A 21538-nucleotide genomic window follows, 5' to 3' on the forward strand; every position below is an offset into this window, starting at 1 on the left:
CGCCGGCTGTTCATACCTTCAACCTAGGAATAGGTAGTGTAGGTGATAATTCAATCTGGATTTGGGCTGGAGTCTAATTCATTGTAGCTCGATTCCTGCATATATATCTTCCCGTATTCTTTCCGTTATTACCGTATTTCCCGTCTACCTCTGAGTAATATCATCTTTGTTACTATTAAAAGACGTAGACGGTACGGTAAGGGCGGTAATGAAGAAACGGTAAAATATTTTGCCTGATTGCATTCCGAAAATCCAGAAGCAAAGCGACTTATCCTTCAAACTACCTAATCCTACCTTCACCCTTCAACCTTCAACCTTCAACTTTCGCCATTTAACTTTTAACTCCAGCCAGATACTCAACCACCGCATCCGCAATCGGAACTCCGGTATTATTCTCGAAATAACTAAAACCCGGACTGGGATTTACTTCAAAACAATACCATTCACTATTATCCGTCAGAAAAAGATCTATACCCGCAAATGCAAGCCCTAATGCGTTTGCAAGAGCAAGACATTTTTTTGAAATAGATGCAGGCAACTTTATCTCTTCCAAAATTGTTTCCTTTCCTTCCCTCGAGCTGTACCTGTAGTCTACAGTTTCAGCTTCTGCTTTTATGGCAAACAATTTTTTATCAATAACATGTACACGATAGTTCGTGCCAACCAATCTTTCCTGGAAAAGTGTTGCGCAGTTTCTGATTGAATGAAAGTCCATTCCTGTATCTCCGTGCTCTATTGATTTTACGACTGACCTGATACTGCTTGAGGATTTATAAATAATCTCCCTGTATTTTTCCCTGAAACTGTTCAGCGATCGAATTGAATTTGTTACCAGGCTGTCGGGGATTTTGAAAAAGGATTTTATCAGCGAAAGTTGATACGGCTTTGATGCATTACTTGCCATGGCAGAAGCCCTGTTGATAACCCTTGCTTCTGAAACTTCGATCCATTGATTAAAGAGGTTAAACATTTTCTGATACATGCTGAAAGTATCAGTTTCAAACAGATCTTTTGCTTCAGGTACGAGCTCAAAGTCAAAGCCACGGTTATATATACCTGTAATTTTATCAAGAGGATATGAATCAGCTCCGATCGAAATCTCCCCTCCGAAATGCTTTCCATCATAGAAAAAAATAAAATCCAGTAATTTGAATTGTCGGGGATTGACTAGGAAAAAATCCATGCCTTTTGCTTCGAGCGTATCTGCGATCAGTTCGAGCGGTCCATCTCCTGGTATGCCATATAATAAAATCATTTAAAGGAGGCTGTTTAGATCATCAATGAATTCGGTACCGGCATTATGAAATGAAGGATGAACAGTTGCGCTATGAAAATGGAGTCTTTTCTCATCCTCATAAAACCAGATCTCAATAATATTTTCGGCACTGATTTCTCCAAACTCCTTGCAGATGGTTACAGCGCTGGAAGATAAGACAGCGTTATCTCCATAACATCGTCCATTGAAGTACAACAGATTTTTCAGGGCATCATTTTTTACTGGTGACAACTTATCCGTGATTTTGTTTTCATACACGAAAGCTGAAGTTTCAAAGCCGGCTTTCTTTGCCAGCAACAACCATTCGATATCAGAACGTACCCTTCCACAGAAGCCGGAAGGACTGGTGTTATTAAAAACGATATGTGGCAGAATAGAAAACAGAAATGCAAAATTCGATATAAGCTCTGCGGAGACATATTCACGGTCTTCCGTTTTAAATCTTTCTACATGTTGTAATGGGAGATGACTGATCCTGTTGATTGTTGCAGTAACGTTTTGGTCGGACAAAACAAATCCACTGGCAAGCTCAACTGAGAAGAAAGCTTTCCCGTTTTGATAGCCGCAATCGAATACCGGAGCGTAAACCAACTCCTCCGCAGAAATCAGTTTAATGTCCATTGTTCCTGCGTTTTTCAACGAACGGAAAAGCCATCTTCCAGGCAAATCGTCACTATTCAACAACATGCAAATCATTATTTCAGATTGTTTCTATATCCTTACTATCCTTGTAATTTTTTGAGTCATTGCTGTTTTTCTGAAACTCATCTTCTTCTTCGCCAGTATCGAATAAAGACGATTGCAGATCGGGCCTGTTCTCGCCACTTATGAAATGCGAAAGTTGTTGTACCAGGGATTCGAGATTCTGTAATCGTTCTTCTGTGGATGCTCCCGTTTCGGGATGTAAAATGCCGCCGCCGGTTTCGACAGGTTTTTCTCTTTCTTTGAAGTCTTTGACTTTTTCCAGCACTTCTTTTATTTCTTTTTCTTTGTCTTTTAATTCTTTGGTGTCCTTTTCCTTTTCCTTGAATTCCTTCATTTCTTTTTCTTTTACATCCTTCAATTCTTTGGTATCTTTTTCCTTGGTGTCTTTTCCTTCCTTTATAATTTCTTTTCTTTCTTTTTCTTTTACGTCTTTGACAATTTTTATCCTTACACCCCCGATACCAAGTGCTGTAAAGATTTGCTTCAGGTTTGGCCGGTTTCCGATGCGTTGAGTCGCTGGTCTCCCGGCCGTGTCCTGCTGCGGAGAACCTGTCGTGCGAAGAATATTCCGGGCTGTCGTTGGCGTGAGTAGCGTTTTAGCACGGTTTCGCAATCTTCCCTGGATACATGCAATTGCACCAACTACAATCGGTGATGCGCTGGAAGTTCCGCTGAAAACATCAGTGTACCAGAAATCTTCATCAGCTCCACCCTGCAGATCTCCATATCCTGTCGATGTTACCTCACGACCCCATCCCTGTACATCCAGTCTTGCTCCATAATTCGAGAATTCAAGCCTTGAGCGATCAGTTCCGTGATTTCGGCCATGCGTTCCCGGTGGTGGCGCTCCTGCACCAACCAATACTGCATTTGAACTGGGGTTGGCTGGATTGAAAGGATTTCTCCACGTCGTCGGGAAACCAACTGGCCTTGTATTGTACAAAACATCGCTCAGATTTTCAGCGCCGTTCCCTGCAGCTTCTACAACAATTACGCCTTTGCCAACTGCATACAAAATAGCAGCATAGTCATCAGGCCAGAATTCTACTGCAATGTAACCGAGCTGGTCAGTTCTGTTCTGGAAATTATGACGGGGGCCCGGGCGATGCAGTTCAATAAGAATGATGTCGCCTTTACTTAAAGAATCAGCAGCTTTCCTGATAGCAGCTGCCGAACCAAGACCGCCAAAAATGGAGATGGCTCTTACGTTTGAGTTTGGACTGATCCCGGTTATGCCAAAGGGATTTTCGTCACCACCAAATTCGCCTGCTACCGCCGTACCATGATTGCGCCAGCTGATATCTGTTGATTGCACACCGCCGATTACACCTCCCTGGTTTCGTTTCAGGTCCTCATGGGTAAAACGCCAGGCTCCTTCAATATCTATGATACGAATACCGTCACCTTTTCCACCAGCAAGCGTCCATGCATATTCTGCATCAATGCCACCCGGTGCCGGATCCAGGTACAATTGTCTTGATACAAAACTGGGAGTAACGGGGGGTGCATCTTCTGAGAGTGCCGGCCCGGGAATACTTTCATCGATGATCACAGGAGGTTCAGCAGGAGGTTTTACATAGGCAGCTTCAACGATGCCTTCACTGAGCAACGCTTTTGCCAATGTGTTGAGGTTCCCGGGAGCGTCAACGAAATAGTAAGAGGCCGGATCAATGCCTGCCTGCTCAAAACTTGCAGAAGACGCGACTGTACTGCGCGACAACCGGTTTCCCGGTCCGAAAATAGGAATGAGACTGGCTTTGTGGTTTTTAAGTACCGCATTGATTCCGCTCACTTTTTTTCCTGTCGCAGAGGAGACTGTCAAGCCATCCGAGCGGAGACTTGAATCGGGTTGAACAATCACAATAAGCTCACTGCCTTCAGCAGACGCCGGGGCCTGGCTCGATTTTGCTTTTGCCATAATCGGTATTTTAGAGGTTAAAGAAACTATTCCGGCAAGCTGTCTTCCGGCTTACGGTAGGCAGCTTCTACGCCTGGGAGACGACGGAATTCCTCCAGCATTGAATCGGTAATGTATTCATCGGAACGAAGCACAAAATGCACCTGCATCATCTCATCTTCAATACCCGGAAAAGTTGCAACTAATTTTGAGCGATGTGATTCAAGCCATTGGAGCAATGCGTGGTATTTCTTCTTGTGCGGAGGTTTATGGAGGTCTTCAGATTGGTGAAGAAGTTTCCCTAAAGCAGAAGAAACCGTGACTGCAATCATGCGTAAATGTATAATCATTTTTTTACACCTGGCCGGGTTTTTTAACCCGGCCACCATGGCGCAGAAGCTTCCGATCTTTTCAGGGCAGGAGCAACAACCATCATCGGAAATCGCCGTGATTTACCATATTAACGGTTACCAACAACCGAATTTCTGCGTTTACTTCTGTTTTTATAATATTATGATCAAAAGTTTTACTGGCAAGCAATCTCACCTTTCCTATAAAATTATAATTTTTCATAACAGTGTATGCTTTCTTAACTTCAGGAACAATGGTAGTTGCTACCATTCTCAAGCGACATTCAACCTTACACAAAAATGGTTTCTATGAGATTCGTATTTTTTTTAATGGTGATGGTTATTGCAATGAAATGCTTTTCACAAATAAGAATCACACGGCTGAATGGCTCGCTGATCAGCCAGGATTCTCTCACAAAATCGGTTGCGGCACTGATAGATAAAGCGAACGTCACCGGGATGGAGATCGCCATTTATAACAGGAAAAAAGCTGTATTTGAAAAAGCTTATGGCCTTGCCAATGCAAAAACAGGAAAGACACTGAATGTTTCTTCCAATATGTATGGTGCTTCTTTGAGCAAAGCAGTTTTCGCCGTGATCGTTTTGAAACTGGTGGATGAAAAACTTATTTCGTTGGATACGCCGCTACAGAATTATTTACCTCGTCCGATATATGAGTATGAACATAAAGTCTGGCACGAAGACTTTTCCGCGTTGAGAGATGATCCACGATATAAGAAAATAACAGCCAGGATGTGTTTGAGTCATACCACAGGTTTTCCCAACTGGCGATGGTTCGAGCCTGATCAGAAATTGCGGATCAGGTTTGAACCTGGCAGCAAATACAGTTATTCAGGTGAAGGACTGGTGTACCTGCAGGTAGTAATTGAAAGGATGACAAACAAATCGCTGGAAGATATTGCAAGAGAAAAACTCTTTCTCCCACTGGGAATGAATTCCAGCAGTTACAAATGGCAGGAACAATATGAAGCAGATTACGCGAGTGGTCACGATTCTGCCGGCAAGGTATACCCGAAAGATAAAGACAATGCGCCTCGGGGCCCCAGTACACTCGAAACTACTCTGGACGACTATTCGAAATTTGTAACAGCCGTCCTGAACAGGAAGATAATTTCTGCTGCTTCTTATAAAGAGATGTTCAGGCCGCAAATCAGGATCAGATCGAAATCTCAGTTTGGGCCCATGTCAGAAACGGAAGGCGACTGGAATGATAAAATTGAATTGTCTTATGGACTTGGCTGGGGCTTGTTAAAATCTCCATATGGCTGGGCCGCATTTAAAGAAGGGCATGGCGATGGCTTCCAGCATTATTCAATTTTGTTTTTTGAGAAAGGCACGGGTATGGTTATTATGTCCAATAGTGATAATGCAGAAGGGATTTTCAAATATCTTCTTGAGCAATGTATCGGTGATATGTACACTCCATGGCAATGGGAGTACTATATTCCGTTTGATCAGAAAAAATAGGCAGGGGCAGGAACTGAAAGGATCTGATATTCTTCCTTACAAAGTTCGGTTGCAAAAATCAAAAATGTTCTGACATGGCAACAGGCAGTGCCGGCATATTATTGTATCGTTTTGTTGAATCGAGCACCGAAGTATTTCTTGTTCATCCGGGCGGGCCTTTCTGGGCAAAAAAGGATGCAGGCGCCTGGTCGATTCCAAAAGGGGAATATGATGAAAAAGAAGACGTACTGGAGGCTGCAAAAAGAGAGTTTACTGAAGAGACCGGGTTTACAGCAGATGGTGACTTTATTTCACTGGCACCAGCCAGACTCAAAGGCGGAAAAATAATTCATGCCTGGGCGCTGGAAATGGATATCGACGCCAATCGAATCAAAAGCAATTCATTTGAAATGGAATGGCCGCCGCGTTCCGGCAAGAAAAAAAGCTTTCCTGAAATCGACAGAGCCATGTGGTTTATAGCTGATGTTGCGAAACTGAAAATAAATCCCGGGCAGGTTCCTTTGATTGTTGAACTGGAAACGATCATTGCATCCCGTACGCCTTGAAAATTTTTTTTCACTTCAATTCAATCCAGACAGGTGCATGATCACTTGCTTTTTCCCAGCCCCGCACATCGCGGTCCACACCTCCCGCTTTCAGGCGGCTTAAAATTTTTTTATTCAACAGGAAATGATCGATTCTTAAACCAGCATTTCGCTCCCAGGCTTTCCTGAAATAATCCCAGAAAGTATAGATAGCTTCTTTTGGATAAAGTTTTCGGATAGCGTCAGTATATCCTGATTCAAGCAAAGCTTTGTATGCATCGCGAATCTCGATACGAAACAATGCATCGTTGATGTACTTCTGTGGTTTATATGTATCAAGCTCAGTAGGCATCACGTTAAAATCACCGGCAATAATCACAGGAACATCATGCGTAAGCAATTTTTTTGCCTGCGTGGTGAGCCGCCGGAACCACTTTAGTTTATAATCGAATTTCTCACCGGGATAGGGGTTCCCGTTAGGAAGATAGATACAAACCAGCAGGATATTATTTATGATAACTTCAAGATATCGGCTTTGACTATCGGCGGGATCTCCAGGCAATATGCGTCTGACTTCTTTGATTTCGGTTTTGGAAAGAACGGCTACTCCGTTCCAGCTTTTCTGTCCGTGCCAGACCGCGTGGTAACCGGCATCATTGATCGCTGTTTCCGGAAATTTATCATCTACCGTTTTGAGTTCCTGGAGGCAGACAACATCAGGATCAGATTCCTTCAGCCAGCGAAGCAGGTTGTCTAATCTTCCGTTGATTCCATTCACGTTAAATGTTGCAATTTTCATTTTTGTATATTGTATTAAACCAATGTTACCTGGTAAGCGTTTTAAATTTCGGACCAACTTATTATTGACTCATGGAATTTGGTGCTTTAACAAAAAAAGAACTGGAGAAAGTAATTTTCAAACTTCCGGCAGAACCTAAAAATAATTCCGTCGTCCTGAAAAAAGGGAAGGGCGGGGGTAAGGTATTTCTCGGGTGCGCAAAATGGGGAAGAAGGGAATGGATCGGGAAAATATATCCAAAAGGTACAAAAGAGAAAGATTTTCTACACTATTACGGGAAGCACTATGATTCCATTGAACTCAACGCTACGCATTATAAAATTTACGGACCTGAAAAATTTAAGGAGTGGATGAAGGAGGTGGACAATCCTGCTTTCAGATTTTGTCCCAAAGCTCATAGGGGAATGAGTTTTATGAAGCATTCACCAACGAGGGATTCAGTTACGAAAGACTTTTTGAAATATATACGCACATTAAAAAATGAACTGGGGCCTGTATTCATTACGCACGATGAAAAAATTAAATGGGATGAGCAGGGTGAAAAAGATTTTTTTCGTTACCTGGAATCTCTTCCTAAGGATATTGTTTTTTTTATTGAGGAAAGATGGGCTGATTTTTACAGGGACAGGAAACTGATGGATCGATATTATGCTAAGCTGCGTGAGTTGAATATCGGATCAGTAATTACAGATACTGCAGGACGAAGAGATGTGTTGCATATGAATCTGACGACTCCAAAAACCTTTATACGTTTTGTCGGCAATAGTCTGCATCCGACAGATTTTAAGCGGATCGATCAATGGGCCAACCGGATTAAAAAATGGCTTGATACTGGTATCGATGAAATTTATTTTTTCATGCATATGCACGATGAGGGAAAATCTCCCGAGCTGACACAATACGTCGTTCAGTCTTTTAACAGGAAATGTAAACTTGATCTGCCGGAAGTCGAATTTGTTTCATAAAAACGTGGCGTAAATATCAAAGCAGGAATAAACTTAACAGCCAGATAAAGAATTGTACAAGTGCACCCATCCACAATGTGGCCATACTATACACACGAAGCGTAACTGAAGTATCCAGTTGTGAAAACCTGCTGATCACCCAGAAGTAAGCATCATTTGCATGACTGATCACCATACTCCCTGCACCCATACTCAGAACGGATAAAGTGACTCCCATCGAGGATTGTAATCCAAGATCACCAAGCATTGGAACAACGATTGAAGCCGAAGTGATCACCGCAACGGTACTTGAACCCTGGGCGGTTTTTAATATTGCTGCAATAAGAAAAGGAAAGAATATTCCAAACGAAAAACCACTCAGCAGGATACCCAGGTTTTTTCCCATACCTGTGGCCATTAAAATTTCACCAAACATCCCACCTGCGGCAATGATGGCAAGTATCGTTCCGGCTTTTTCAACACCGGCATTCAGCCAATGACCGATTTCTTTTTTGTTTGTTTTTCCGATAAGAAATAATGAAGAGACTATTCCTGCCATCAACGCAATAACCGGCTCTCCTGAAAAGGAAACGATCCGAAGAAGAATGCTGTTTGCATCAATACCTGCAATGCCGGTCTGCAATAAAATCGATTTAAGGCTGATCAGCAAAATTGGAAGGATCACGGGCAAAAATGACATTGTCACAGAGGGAAGCTGAGGGAAAATTTCCTCTTCATGCATTAAGTTGTTGTCTGCAGAATGCATGTTTTTCCTGCGGCGTATGCTCCAGAAATATCCAAACAATGCAGCGGGAATAGAAAGGGCTATTCCAAACAGCATTACCATTCCGATATCTGCTCCCGCTGTGCCCACTGCTGCTGTTATACCGGGATGCGGAGGTACAAGACAATGGACGGCATACAGGGATGTCGCCAATGCTACGGCCATCACCGGCATTTTATATGCTGATTTTCTTACCAATGAATGATTTAACCCGTTTAGAATTATAAATCCACTATCACAGAATATCGGAAGCCCGATGATAAAGCCAATGATTGAAATTGCTGCTGGCGCATTTTTTTCATTCACTCTTCTTAAAATGGCATTGGCCATACTGACTGTGGCGCCCGTCTTCTCCAGTATTACACCAAGCGTTGTTCCAAGAAGGATCAGCAACCCTATTTTTTCCATCGTCTGACCAAACCCTTTCTTCAATGAAGCAGCAATATCGGCGAGATGCATTCCGCTGAAAATGGCTACAAACAAGGCAGCAATGAGTAACGCAAAAAATGCATTCCATTTTTTTACAGCCGTTGCCCATACAATCAGACCGATACCAGCAATCATCAATGCCAGTTGATAGTAGGTGGATGTCATCCGCTAAAATTAAGGGAGATGATCAGAAAAGCATGGAAGTTTACAGCTGAAGGTGTAAAGTTGAAAGCTGGTTCGTCGGTAGTAGTGTAGAGTCTGGATTGTGAAATGTTTTCTTATTATTAAATAATATTGTCGATGAAAATTTTGATATTCTCACTAATGATATAAAAAATGCAATCACCTGTTTATCGCAGGCGATTGCATTGACCTTTTCTATTCTGATTATTTCTGAAAAAGCTATTGCTTCTGTGCTTCTGCCTCTTTCCAGATCCTTTCCATATCCGGATTCAGGATGATATCGGTGCGACGGTTTTTTGCGCGGCCCTCATCGGTAGCATTGTCACCGATCGGATCAAATTTTCCGTGTCCTGCTGAAGTCAGTCTTGCTGGATCTACGCTATAATCCTTAACAAGGATCCGCACAACTCCATTTGCGCGTTCTGTGCTGAGACTCCAGTTGTCAGCAACTCCTTTTACTCTTACGGTGTCGGTATTCCCAACAACAATAACTTTCAACTTTGGATAGTCGTTCAACACTTTTGCCAGCGAACCGAGCGCTGCTTTACCGCTTTCTCCAAGTTTTGAACTTCCACTTTTATAAAGCAGATCTTCGGAGAGACTGACATAAATATTTCCGTTCCTGGAATATACTTCAACACCGTTGGCTTTGAAATTATCAAGCGCTGTGCTCAACCTGCTCATTACTTCGGCCATCGTATTATATTGCTCCGCAAGTGCAGCCCTTACTGCAGTGAGTTTTTGCTGGCAATCTTCACATCCTGCTTTATAACCTGCAAATTCGGAACTGATGGCTTTATTCTTATCAGTAAGGTCGGTCACCTGTTTCTGAAGGCCGCTGATCTGATTGTTCAGGTCATTCACCTGTGTTTGCAGTTGTGCTGCCTGTGCAACTGCTGACTTATACTTTTTTTGACTGACGCAGGAGGCAAGAATTGCAATTGACATTAATAATGCTCCGATGTTAACGACTCTTTTCATGATGGAATGGTTTTAAGAATAGATGATTAGCTGAAAATCTCAGTTCATTCGGGCACGGGAAACATAGTTGTTACTAATAAGATCCTGTAGAAAGACAAATGAGGCAAACTATTAAAAGCAAGGATGAGGAAGAAACTGCTTCAAATATCAACATTAATGTTCAACTTTTCATTAAATCTGGAAGAATTCCCGGAGCAGGCTTGAACACCCGGAATTTTTTGCTGATAAACTGGCTGGCACATGATATGCAACGGTAAATATTGATGAAAATGTCAACGGGTTTTGATAGCGGGTATTTCTCCCGCAGATATTTTTCAGGTACCAGTGGCCTCCTTCTACCTGTGCCTAATAAGCAATTTTTTCCTGATGAATTTGAAGACAGGAGCAGGTTAACTTATTACGCTTCTTTATTCAATAGTATTGAAGTCAATAGTTCGTTTTATAAAATTCCCCTTGGGAAAACGATAGCAAACTGGTCGGCAACAGTACCGGACTCTTTCAGATTCACTTTTAAATTATTCAGGGAAATTACACATCAGAAGCCTGCAGGAACTGACAAAGATTTAATTCGTAATTTTTTTGCTGTTATCGGTAATGCAGGTCATAAGAAAGGTTGTTTGCTGGTACAATTTCCGGCTAAAACAGATTTTGATATTGCATTGTTGCAGGAGCTTCTGTTTTTCATTTCCGAATTAAATGAAGAACAGCATTGGCGGATTTGTGTTGAATTCAGAGATATAAAATGGTATTGTAATCCGGTTCTTTCACTTTTAGAAAGTTTAAATATTTCTCTTGTCATCCATGATAAGCCGAAATCGATCACGCCAATATCTCAATTACACAACAACACAATTTATATTCGTTTCCATGGACCGGCCGGGGATTACCGCGGAAGCTATTCTACGGAAATACTAAATCAATGGGCGGAGAAAATTTTTCAATGGATTCAAACCGGGAAAACAGTTTTTGCCTATTTCAACAATACAATAGGCGATGCAATTCAAAATCTCCAGACTCTTAATCGGTTAATAGATTCCAGGTTAGCCGGTATGGTACAGAGACAGCATCAGTAACTCAAAAGCGGGATATCCGAAAGCGTTTTGATTATTGATCCTCCTGCAAAGTATTTACACACTTGTTGCATCTCTCCGGGCTATTGCAGACATCAAAAGTCTCATGGTAATTTCCGGTTGTAAAACAGATTTCTGGCTGGTGAAAACAGTAGCCGCATTAGTGATCGCAATTTCTATCTGCCTGATTTCAGGACTATTTTTCAGAGGAAATCCGTTACCGATATTGATTCTTTCGTTAACAAGCGCGATTGCTCTTAGTACAATCGATTTATATTATCTCACCAATAACACCATTGGGTCTGTTTACCTCCTTGACGCAGTTGCCCATCTCATTTTCACCATGATTTCAATGATCCTGCTCATGAATGCAAAGCGCTGGAGAACCTGATCAGCATTTTTAAAGGGGATATTTATGTTGTTTTTTCTACAGTTCATTCCAGTATTCGTACTGTTCAATCATTTCTGATGTTCCGCGCTGCGAACAGTCGTTAGCTTTGTACTAACAACTGAATGTGATGCTGGAAAAATTGACATTGGTCGAAGGAGGAATTCATCGTTACGGAAATATACCGGATGGAAGTTCTTATGATACAAAAGCGCGTTTATACGAATTCCTGGTAAGTACAACGTGGTATAATAAACTGGCGTGGGGAACGAGTCCTTGCGATTATGCGAGGTTCGCTAAGCAGGCAGTCGAAAAAGCAGAAGGGAAGATCATTGATGTCGGTTGTGGTGGTTTAACACATACTGCCCGGTTTTATTCAAGTTTTAAGCAGGACTTAATCCTGGTTGACAACTCAAAGGAGATGCTGCAGATTGCCAGGAAGCGCATGTTGAAAAATACAGGTATCCATCGCAGTAATGTCAGTTATGTACTTGCAGATCTATTCAATCTTCCCTTTAGAGAGAGTTTTGATACGCTCCTTTCGTTTGGTATGTTACACTTGTTCGACAATAAGGAACATTATCTTGATTGCATCTTCAAAACACTGAAACCCGGTGGTAAATTTTTTATATCTGCTTTGACAACCGACCGAAAATTCAGTCGCAAATACATTGCTTTTCTGCAAAAAAACAAGGAGATTGGCATAGGCATGTCTTCATCTGCGATCGTTGCCATGGTCAACCGGTTTGCTTCGCAACTGGATGCTTATACCGTTGGAAGCATGGTCTTTTTGCATGGAAAAAAATAGGTAGAATTCCTTATACAGGCAGCGCCTCCATTGTTGTTCGCGGTGACGGTTATCTGGGATTTGTTTTTTCTGCCCCACCAGGTATAAATTCCGGTTACCGGAAGGCTGGCTGCGATCCGGCTTGCAAGAAAAGCAAGGACCTTTCCGGGAAGGCCGGGGACAGCACCAACATGCAGATCATAATTCCTTCGAATGAGTGTTAGAGCATAGGCATCCGCATATCTGGCTCCATATTCCCATGTTGCTTCAGGCTCTTTGCCGGTGTATTGATCGAAATGATGGAAGTCCCAATCGTTATGAAAAAAGGAAAATTACAAACGATAAATGGTTGTTAATTAATGATTGTTTTATATAGGAAAACGCATCCCTTTTCCCTGCAGGAAATCGTCATCTTGCCTTATTGCCTTCTAATTTTTGCATTTGTTCCATTTTTCTGTTATTTACCTCTTTTTTAATTCCGGTATGCTGTGTCCAGCATTCTGTATTCTGTTTCTACTCTCTCCTTACCTTTGCCCGTCATGAAACATCTGAAGGCCCTGAATAAATATCTCTGGAAATACAGGAAGCGATTGGTGCTGGGCATTTTCTTCGTCATCATTTCCAACTATTTCGGCATTCTGGCGCCACAACTGACAGGTTATGTGGTGGATAAGGTACAGGATCAGTTGGGTTTAATAAAAGGATTACCCGTTGATGCCGGAACGAAAACGTATTACGATCCTGTTATCCGATGGTTTATAAGCCTTTTTGAAAACGCAGGTATTGGATTTTCAAGACTCATTTTATTCTGCGGTATTCTTTTACTGGCATCGGCGCTTCTTCGCGGATTTTTTATGTTCCTGATGCGCCAGACGCTGATCGTGATGAGCCGTCATATCGAATTCGATCAGAAGAATGAAGTATACAGGCATTACCAGGAGCTGGACACGCAGTTTTACAAAACACATAGCACAGGTGATCTGATGAGCCGCATGGCAGAAGATGTTAGCAGGGTTAGAATGTATGTCGGACCGGCAATCATGTATCTATGTAATCTGGTTACGTTAATTGCATTGAGTCTTTTTTATATGCTGCGCAAAGATGTTGAGCTGTCGTTATATGTGTTGTCACCATTACCGATCCTCGCAGTTGCGATTTACTATGTCAATAATATTATCAACAGGAGGAGCGAGCAGATTCAGTCTCAACTGAGTGATCTCACTACCAATGCGCAGGAATCGTATTCCGGTATCCGGGTTATCAAATCCTTCGTCCAGGAAAATGCGATGCTGGGATTTTTCAAAAATAACAGTGAGGCCTACCGCAAAAGTGCAGTTAACCTGGCTAAAGTGGAAGCAATCTATTTTCCTTCGATCGGCTTATTGATCGGGTTAAGTACCCTGATAACGATTTTCATCGGTGGCATTTATCAGTTAAATCATAAAGTTTCACCTGGGACGATAGCAGAATTTGTTGTTTATATCAACATGCTTAGTTTTCCGGTAAGTGCGATCGGGTGGGTAGCCAGTATGATACAACGGGCAAGTGCCTCGCAAAAAAGATTGAACGAATTTCTGCTGACAGTACCTGCGATCCGTAACCGAAAAAACGCCCCTGAGTTCACCGAGATCAATGAAATTGAATTTAGAAATGTAGAGTTTACTTATCCGCATACTGGCATAAAAGCCATTAGTGATTTTAATCTAAGAATAAGACGCGGCGAAAAAATAGTTGTGGTTGGAAGAACAGGCAGTGGCAAGTCAACCATAGCACAGTTGCTTCTCCGTATGTACGACCCCCAACAGGGAGTTATACTGATCAATGGCAACGATATCCGAGACTTAGACCTGGGTAAACTGAGGGAAAATATCAGCTATGTTCCACAGGATGTTTTCCTGTTCAGTGATACCGTTTCCAATAATATCAGTTTCAGTAATTTCAAAACGTCGCCGGCTGAAATAGAAAAAGCAGCGCATTATGCCGTGGTTGACAAGGAGATTGCGGGGTTCAGTGACGGGTACAAAACAATGATCGGAGAAAGGGGCGTCACGCTTAGTGGAGGTCAGAAACAAAGACTTTCGATAGCCAGAGCAATATCAAAAAAAGCTGATGTTCTTTTGTTCGATGACTGTCTTAGTGCAGTGGATGCGAGAACGGAAAAAATGATCCTGAATAACCTTCATGATTTTCTCGATGATAAAACGGCGATCATTGTCACACATCGTGTTTTTTCTTTATCTGACTTCGACAGGATCATAGTACTGGAAGATGGGATGATCGTTGAAGAGGGCAGCCACCAGGAGCTGATGGCGATGAATGGATATTACTCAGAACTTTTTCTGCAAAACCAGGAATCTGACAATCCGTCGAAAAACGGTGCTGTAGCGGATTAGCGCTGATTTATATGTGTTGCAATAAATTGTCACTGAAATTTTGACAATTCAAAAACAATTTTATCTTTGTCCGTCTTAGTGATTGTCAAACAACAAACAAAACCAATAATTGTGGCGTACGAAAATAACGACAAAAGAATGGAGAGCGTTTACAGTAAACGCATCAGAGCAGGGAAACGAAGGACCTATTTCTTCGATGTAAGAACTACCCGTGGAAATGATTATTACCTGACAATCACGGAGAGCCGTAAACGATTTAATGATGATGGCTACGACAGGCACAAAATTTTTCTTTACAAAGAAGATTTCAACAAATTCATTAAAGCATTAACAGAAGCTGTGGATCATGTAAAAACTGATCTGATGCCTGATTTTGATTTTGATGCATTCAACCACGATAATGATGGTGATGGCGAATATTCAGGTGAAGCAGAACATGTAAATGGAAAAGAAACAGTTGCTGCTGCTGTAGCTACTGCTGCTGTTGAAACTGCTCCTGAGACTGTATCTCCTCCTGCTGATAATTCAGCTACTGAAGAGGTTGACAAATGGTAATTCGGGCCTGATTAAACAAAATAACTAAGGTTCCCGCAGCATCGACTGCGGGAATTTTTTTTAGTTGCCGGTTGTCAGGAACAGCCAGTACGTCGTTCATAGTTCATAGTTTGAGCAGACAGTTGTTCGTTCTTCGTTTCTCGTTCGCCGGCTACATCGTATACTTGTTGGTGTTCCCGGATATAAAGTATCGCAAAAGCGCAGTGTTGGTTAACACCAACAAGGATAGAGACAGAATATAGAATACAGGAGTAGAATTTAGTATACTTGTTGGTGTTCCTGGATATAAAGTGTCCCAAAAGCTTAGTGCTGGGGAACACCAACAAGGAGAGAGACAGAAATATAGAATACAGGAGTAGAATTTAGTATACTTGTTGGTGTTCCTGGATATAAAGTGTCCCAAAAAGCTTAGTGTTGGGGAACACCAACAAGGAGAGAGACAGAAATATAGAATACAGGAGTAGAATTTAGTATACTTGTTGGTGTTCCTGGATATAAAGTGTCCCAAAAGCTTAGTGTTGGGAACACCAACAAGGAGAGAGACAGAAATATAGAATACAGGAGTAGAATTTAGTATACTTGTTGGTGTTCCTGGATACAAAGTGTCCTCAAAGCTTAGTGTTGGGTAACACCAACAAGGAGCGGCTATATATCTGCTGCCCGCCGCCCCAAAATAAAATTCTTCTTTTTACGTAATAGGGGATCGTTAATCCGAACTATGCAAAACCGACTGATCTGTTTGTTTATAGGCATGTGTGTATACGGAATCGTCAGCGGTCAGGAGATCTGCGGATTTGATAAACTACACCAGGAAGCGCTAAAAACCGATGCGGCCTACCGCAAAAGGATCGAAGAACAAAAGCAAATCATTAAAAGCCAGATTCTTAAGAAAAAATCTTCAAGAACGCTAGCACCGTCGGCGGTACTGTATACTATACCCGTAGTGGTTCACGTGATTCATACCGGTGGTGCTATTGGCACCGCTTACAATCCGTCCGACGCTCAGATACAGAATACAATTAATGACCTGAACGCAATTTACAGTGGTACCAAGGCTGGGACAGAAGGTGTCGGAGATCTTGAAATTCGTTTTGTGCTGGCAACCAGGGACTTGCTTTGCAATGTGAGTTCGGGCATTACGCGAACGAATGGATCGGTTATTCCGAATTATGTGTCTAATGGCGTGAACGTAAATCTAACTGGGGGCGCGGCTCAGTTAACAGTAAAAAACCTCATCCGATGGGATCCTGCAAAATATTACAACATCTGGGTTGTCAATGAAATCGATAATCATGATGGTACTATCGGAGGTAGTTTTATTGGTGGATTCGCTTACCTCCCGGGAGCCCCATCAACGCTGGACGGTACAGTAATACTGGCATCACAAATGCAGGTAAACAGGAAGACGCTTCCGCATGAACTTGGTCATGCACTCGGGCTATATCATCCATTCCAGGACGGTACCACTGCTACTTGTCCGACAAATGCGGATTGTTTAAATGATGGAGACGAAATCTGCGACACAGATCCCGTCACTCAACCCTCAACTGGTGTTTGCCGAACAGGAGTGAACAGTTGTACAGGTACAAATTATCATATCAATACCGAGCACAATTATATGAACTATACAAATTGCTCAACGTTGTTTACTGCAGATCAAAAAGCAAGGATGCTGGCAGTAACCGGGGGGCAGTACAGGGTTTCTCTGACACAATCCTGGGCGATTTCGGCCTCATACCCTTTGTCGCCATTCGTTGCGCCGGCAGCAGCTTCATGTACTCCGTTAACCTCTGCTACCGGTCTGGCAAATAACTTTGCAGGATTGATCAGTTTTAATCTTGCGGGTCGACGAATTATATCAGGTACATCCATGGCGGATGGCGGATATGTGGATGGTTCATCAAATTGTATGAACTTAATCCAACTTGTTCGTGGGCAAACGTACAATTTTCAAATGCAGCCTCTGTCTGTGAACTATGAACAATTACGCGGATGGATCGATTACAATAACAATAATAGTTTTGACAATACGACAGAAGGATTTTATTATGGCGATAATATCGGACCGCCGAATGTCATGAACCTGACCGTGAGCAACACATTAACGGTGCCATTGACTGCACAGACAAATACTGTGTTACGACTAAGAGTAACCGAAGAATTGTCGACAGCTTATAACGCAGCGTTCAGTATCAACTCAGCATGTTATAATCCTGTCTATGGGCAGGCCGAAGATTTTCCTGTGATCATTAATGATCACACGGTGTTGCCGGTGTATTATTCATTTTTTAGTGCATCAGCGCATCAGGCGGATGTGGTGCTTCGCTGGAAAACAGTAGATGAAAAGAACGTGTCTTTTTTCATAATTGAACGAGCCTCCATTGGTAATGAATTCAAAGAGATCAGGCGAGTACATCCAAGAGGCAATGCAAGTGATTATTCAATTAATGATACGGACCCTGGCGAGGGAAACTGGTACTACAGGATAAGGCAGGTTGATCACGATGGAAAGCTCAGTTATTCTGAAGTTAAAGTAGTGCAGGTGAAGTCCGCTAATATCAAAATAATCACAAATCCATTTGACACTAAAATCAGTATCCGTTTACAAAAAACACTCACGAAGAAAGCATTTTTCCGGCTGATAAGTGCTGATGGGAAACTGGTATTTCAACAACAGATTCGTCCGGATAAACAAAGTGTAATTCATCTCGATCTGGAAAACAAATCCCTGTTACCAGGTTTGTATTTTCTTTCGTGCAGGATAGGAGATGAGCTATGGACTGAGAAACTAATTCATCGCTGATAATCACATCAGAAAGTCTTTGGCTTCTTCGGCACATATTTGGGCAAACCTTTTTTCGGTGGAACCGACGGCATTGGATGATCGGAGTTGAACGGGGATTTCGGTGCAAACACATTCGGGATGCTTGCAGCCCTGGATTTTTTCGGAGCGAAACAGGGCATTCCATCCTGCTCCATCTGATATACTATACCATCTTCACGGTGAATTAAAATTCGCTGCCCGCTTAAATTATTCCTGATGACATCTGATCTGTGAATCAGCGTATCTGTTCTTTTAATTACGGGAACCCCTGACTGTGATTTTACCGACGCGAAGCCGAACAGCAGACTCGCAGTTATCAATAAATATCTCATAATCTGTTGTTTAATGGTTGCCTGTTAACAACGGATGCAGAGAAAAGGCAGATTACATAATTACAATCAGATTAATTTAAGCGGATACCCACTTTTTATATTGATTGATCAGTCCATTGGTCGAACTGTCGTGACTGCTTACAGACGCCGAATCCTGCAATTCGGGCAGGATTTTATTCGCCAGTTGCTTTCCTAATTCAACTCCCCATTGGTCGAAACTGTAAATATTCCAGATTACTCCCTGTACGAAAATCTTGTGTTCGTAAGCAGCAATCAGGCGGCCTAATTCGTAAGGGGTAATCTTTTTTACCAGGAATGAATTTGTTGGCCTGTTCCCTTCAAATATTTTAAAAGGCACCAGGGCATTTCTTTGTTCTTCGGAAAGCTTTGACATTTCGGCAGCGGCTGTTTCAGCCGATTTTCCATTCATTAACGCCTCTGTTTGCGCGAAAAAGTTTGACAGCAATTTCGGGTGATGATCACCGATAGGGTTATGACTGATGGCCGGAGCTATAAAATCACAGGGAATTAATACCGTTCCCTGGTGGATCAGTTGGTAAAATGCATGCTGGCCATTGGTCCCTGGTTCTCCCCATATCACGGGACCTGATGAATATTGAAGCCTGTTTCCTTCCCGATCGGTTGACTTGCCGTTACTTTCCATATTTCCCTGCTGGAAATAGGCAGAGAACCTGTGCATATACTGGTCGTAAGGTAAAATTGCTTCCGATTGTGCACCAAAGAAATTGGTGTACCATAGTCCCGTCAGAGCCATGTTCACAGGAATGTTCTCTTTAAAACTGCGGGTCCTGAAATGAACATCCATCGCATGACCACCCTTGAGCAGATCTTCAAAATTTTCGTAACCGATAGTAAGCGCTATCGACAAGCCGATTGCACTCCAAAGACTGTATCGACCACCAACCCAATCCCAGAATACAAACATATTCGCTTTGTCAATTCCGAATTTTACAACTTCTGTTTCATTGGTTGAAAGCGCTGCAAAATGTTTCGCGATATGTGCTTCATCACCTGCTGACCTCAAAAACCATTGACGTGCGGTTTGCGCATTGGTCATGGTTTCCTGGGTAGTAAATGTTTTAGAGGCGATCAGGAATAAAGTCTCATCCGGTGTTACCAGTTTCAGTGTTTCTGCGATATGTGTACCATCAACATTTGATACGAAATGTACGCTGATGCCCTCTTTCCAGTATGGCTTCAAAGCTTCAGTGACCATCACCGGACCAAGATCAGATCCACCGATGCCGATATTTACGATATATTTAATCTTCTTCCCCGTATATCCTTTCCATGTACCGGTATGGATGGCAGTACAACAGTCCTGCATCTGTTTAAGCACGGCGCGTATCTCTGGCATTACGTCTTTTCCCTGGGTGAGTACCGGTTCTCCGCTCATATTTCGGAGTGCAGGATGAAGCACTGCACGTCCTTCCGTTGCGTTGATCAGTTCGCCACCAAAGAACGCATCCATAGCTGCAGGCAACTGACATTGCTGCGCCAGGCGAAAAAGCGATTCTCTTACGCGATCATCAATGAGGTTTTTAGAGAAGTCAGCCAACAGATCACCGTCAATCAGACTGTATTTTGAAAACCGATCCGGATCTTCTTTGAAAAGTTCACTTATTCTTTTCTGACCGAGTCTTTCGCGATGTCCTTTAAGTTCCTGCCAGGCGGATGTGGTTGTGGGATTGATCTTTGGAAACATATGTTAAATACTTTCAATAATATTAATGGTTTGCTGAAGCATTGCTGGAATGATGTCCAGGTGAACAACTAATCTTACTTTCTCCGGTGTGATAGCATAAGCCAGAACATCCTTTCCTTCGAGGAGTTTTACAAGTTCCGGCGCTGTTAAACCAGGTTTCAATCTGAAAATGATGATATTGGTTTCGACAGGAAGCATTTCCGCGACCATATCTTTTTTTGCAATGGCGGCACCAAGCAAGGCAGCTTGTTCATGATCTGTTTTCAGGCGATCCACATGATGATTCAGGGCATACAATCCGGCAGCAGCAAGCATTCCGGCCTGTCGCATCCCTCCACCAAAAACTTTTCTTATCCTGCGGGCTTTTTTAATGAAGGGCGCTTTGCCCAACAATAGACTTCCGACAGGAGCTCCCAACCCTTTACTCAGACAAATCGATATGCTGTCAAATAATTTTCCATAGGTTTCCGGCTTTTCATTTTTGGCTACCATAGCGTTGAATAACCGGGCTCCATCCAGGTGGAAAGAAAGTCCTTTAGAACGGCATAGTTCGCCAATGGCTTCCATCTCTTTCATTTCATAACAGCTACCACCACCGCGATTCGATGTATTTTCAAGAGAAACAAGGCGAGTCACTGGTCGATGGACATCATCTGGCTGGATGGCAGCAGCCACCTGGTCAGCATTAATCCTTCCCCTGTCGCCATGGATCAATCTCACGGAGCAGCCGGAATTGAATGCTATGCCTCCACCTTCATACTGATAGATATGAGAGCTTTCATCGCAGATCACTTCATCGCCGGCCTGGGTATGGCATTTGATTGCAATCTGGTTGGTCATGGTACCGCTAGGACAGAAAACGGCGGCTTCCATCCGGAAAAGGTCAGCAGCAAACCGCTCCAGCTCATTTACGGAAGGATCTTCACCAAAAACATCATCGCCAAGGGGAGCTTTCTGCATGGCGTGCAGCATTGCGGGGGTAGGGACTGTCACAGTATCGGAACGGAAGTCAATTCGCATCCGGCGAAATTAATGTTTGCGAAAAATGTTACGAACAATTTCATTTGAAATTTGTCATAACTGCAAAGGTTATCGTAAACACC

19 protein-coding genes and 1 pseudogene are annotated in these 21538 nt (G+C 42.6%); 9 read left to right on the plus strand and 11 right to left on the minus strand.

Annotated elements, in window-relative coordinates; genetic code table 11:
- Positions 1-331: 331 nt before the first annotated feature.
- The 4 genes from P2W82_RS02035 to P2W82_RS02050 form a co-directional block, all read right to left on the minus strand.
- Positions 332-1255 carry an ATP-grasp domain-containing protein gene (locus tag P2W82_RS02035; RefSeq protein ID WP_336514165.1) on the minus strand — a complete coding sequence of 308 codons (924 nt, stop codon included), beginning with the start codon at positions 1253-1255 and terminating at the stop codon, positions 332-334.
- Entirely contained in the window at positions 1256-1897 is a 642-nt protein-coding gene (locus tag P2W82_RS02040) for a hypothetical protein (protein WP_336514166.1), read from the minus strand.
- A gap of 79 nt (positions 1898-1976) precedes the next feature.
- Positions 1977-3899, minus strand: coding sequence for a S8 family serine peptidase (locus P2W82_RS02045; protein WP_336514167.1), 1923 nt, complete (start codon positions 3897-3899; stop codon positions 1977-1979).
- Positions 3900-3925: 26 nt separating this feature from the next.
- Complete coding sequence (locus P2W82_RS02050) at positions 3926-4228, minus strand: hypothetical protein (RefSeq protein WP_336514168.1); 303 nt, start codon at positions 4226-4228, stop codon at positions 3926-3928.
- 309 nt (positions 4229-4537) lie between these two features.
- On the opposite strand from P2W82_RS02050, the gene P2W82_RS02055 reads away from it, so the two are divergent.
- Together P2W82_RS02055 and P2W82_RS02060 are read left to right on the plus strand one after the other, a co-directional pair.
- Positions 4538-5716 carry a serine hydrolase domain-containing protein gene (locus P2W82_RS02055; protein WP_336514169.1) on the plus strand — a complete coding sequence of 393 codons (1179 nt, stop codon included), beginning with the start codon at positions 4538-4540 and terminating at the stop codon, positions 5714-5716.
- A gap of 74 nt (positions 5717-5790) precedes the next feature.
- A complete protein-coding gene (locus P2W82_RS02060; RefSeq protein ID WP_336514170.1) occupies positions 5791-6261 on the plus strand; it encodes an NUDIX hydrolase in 471 nt (156 codons plus the stop codon).
- 10 nt (positions 6262-6271) lie between these two features.
- Here the strand turns inward: P2W82_RS02060 and xth are convergent, their stop codons facing one another.
- The gene (xth, locus tag P2W82_RS02065; protein WP_336514171.1) at positions 6272-7039 is read right to left on the minus strand and encodes an exodeoxyribonuclease III; all 768 of its coding nucleotides are present in this window, start codon (positions 7037-7039) and stop codon (positions 6272-6274) included.
- A 71-nt stretch (positions 7040-7110) separates the two neighbouring features.
- On the opposite strand from xth, the gene P2W82_RS02070 reads away from it, so the two are divergent.
- The gene (locus P2W82_RS02070) at positions 7111-8004 is read left to right on the plus strand and encodes a DUF72 domain-containing protein (protein WP_336514172.1); all 894 of its coding nucleotides are present in this window, start codon (positions 7111-7113) and stop codon (positions 8002-8004) included.
- A 16-nt stretch (positions 8005-8020) separates the two neighbouring features.
- On the opposite strand, the gene P2W82_RS02075 is transcribed toward P2W82_RS02070, so the two are convergent.
- The gene (locus P2W82_RS02075; protein WP_336514173.1) at positions 8021-9361 is read right to left on the minus strand and encodes a GntP family permease; all 1341 of its coding nucleotides are present in this window, start codon (positions 9359-9361) and stop codon (positions 8021-8023) included.
- 237 nt (positions 9362-9598) lie between these two features.
- Positions 9599-10360, minus strand: a complete 762-nt coding sequence (locus P2W82_RS02080) for an OmpA family protein (RefSeq protein ID WP_336514174.1) — start codon at positions 10358-10360, stop codon at positions 9599-9601.
- A 269-nt stretch (positions 10361-10629) separates the two neighbouring features.
- On the opposite strand from P2W82_RS02080, the gene P2W82_RS02085 reads away from it, so the two are divergent.
- The 3 genes from P2W82_RS02085 to P2W82_RS02095 all read left to right on the plus strand — a co-directional run bounded on the left by P2W82_RS02085 (position 10630) and on the right by P2W82_RS02095 (position 12626).
- Positions 10630-11433, plus strand: a complete 804-nt coding sequence (locus P2W82_RS02085) for a DUF72 domain-containing protein (RefSeq protein WP_336514175.1) — start codon at positions 10630-10632, stop codon at positions 11431-11433.
- Positions 11434-11467: 34 nt separating this feature from the next.
- On the plus strand, positions 11468-11821 hold the full coding sequence (locus tag P2W82_RS02090) for a hypothetical protein (RefSeq protein WP_336514176.1): 354 nt from the start codon (positions 11468-11470) through the stop codon (positions 11819-11821).
- 127 nt (positions 11822-11948) lie between these two features.
- Positions 11949-12626, plus strand: a complete 678-nt coding sequence (locus tag P2W82_RS02095; RefSeq protein ID WP_336514177.1) for a class I SAM-dependent methyltransferase — start codon at positions 11949-11951, stop codon at positions 12624-12626.
- Here P2W82_RS02095 and P2W82_RS02100 read toward each other — a convergent pair.
- Positions 12584-12832, minus strand: a pseudogene (locus P2W82_RS02100) (PepSY domain-containing protein); the annotation flags it as partial. The gene P2W82_RS02095 and the pseudogene P2W82_RS02100 sit on opposite strands and share 43 nt — an antisense overlap.
- Positions 12833-13144: 312 nt before the next feature.
- On the opposite strand from P2W82_RS02100, the gene P2W82_RS02105 reads away from it, so the two are divergent.
- The 3 genes from P2W82_RS02105 to P2W82_RS02115 all read left to right on the plus strand — a co-directional run bounded on the left by P2W82_RS02105 (position 13145) and on the right by P2W82_RS02115 (position 18356).
- Complete coding sequence (locus P2W82_RS02105; protein ID WP_336514178.1) at positions 13145-14998, plus strand: ABC transporter ATP-binding protein; 1854 nt, start codon at positions 13145-13147, stop codon at positions 14996-14998.
- A 111-nt stretch (positions 14999-15109) separates the two neighbouring features.
- Complete coding sequence (locus tag P2W82_RS02110; protein ID WP_336514179.1) at positions 15110-15553, plus strand: DUF3276 family protein; 444 nt, start codon at positions 15110-15112, stop codon at positions 15551-15553.
- 718 nt (positions 15554-16271) lie between these two features.
- On the plus strand, positions 16272-18356 hold the full coding sequence (locus P2W82_RS02115) for a M43 family zinc metalloprotease (protein WP_336514180.1): 2085 nt from the start codon (positions 16272-16274) through the stop codon (positions 18354-18356).
- 8 nt (positions 18357-18364) lie between these two features.
- Here the strand turns inward: P2W82_RS02115 and P2W82_RS02120 are convergent, their stop codons facing one another.
- The 3 genes from P2W82_RS02120 to ltaE all read right to left on the minus strand — a co-directional run bounded on the left by P2W82_RS02120 (position 18365) and on the right by ltaE (position 21455).
- Positions 18365-18709: a hypothetical protein gene (locus P2W82_RS02120; protein WP_336514181.1), complete on the minus strand. Its 345-nt coding sequence runs from the start codon at positions 18707-18709 to the stop codon at positions 18365-18367.
- Positions 18710-18785: 76 nt separating this feature from the next.
- Entirely contained in the window at positions 18786-20435 is a 1650-nt protein-coding gene (gene pgi / locus P2W82_RS02125; RefSeq protein ID WP_336514182.1) for a glucose-6-phosphate isomerase, read from the minus strand.
- Between the two features lie 3 nt (positions 20436-20438).
- Positions 20439-21455, minus strand: a complete 1017-nt coding sequence (gene ltaE / locus P2W82_RS02130; protein ID WP_336514183.1) for a low-specificity L-threonine aldolase — start codon at positions 21453-21455, stop codon at positions 20439-20441.
- Between the last annotated feature and the right edge of the window lie 83 nt (positions 21456-21538).

Source organism: Pollutibacter soli (assembly GCA_029269725.1).
GTDB lineage: Bacteria > Bacteroidota > Bacteroidia > Chitinophagales > Chitinophagaceae > Pollutibacter > Pollutibacter soli.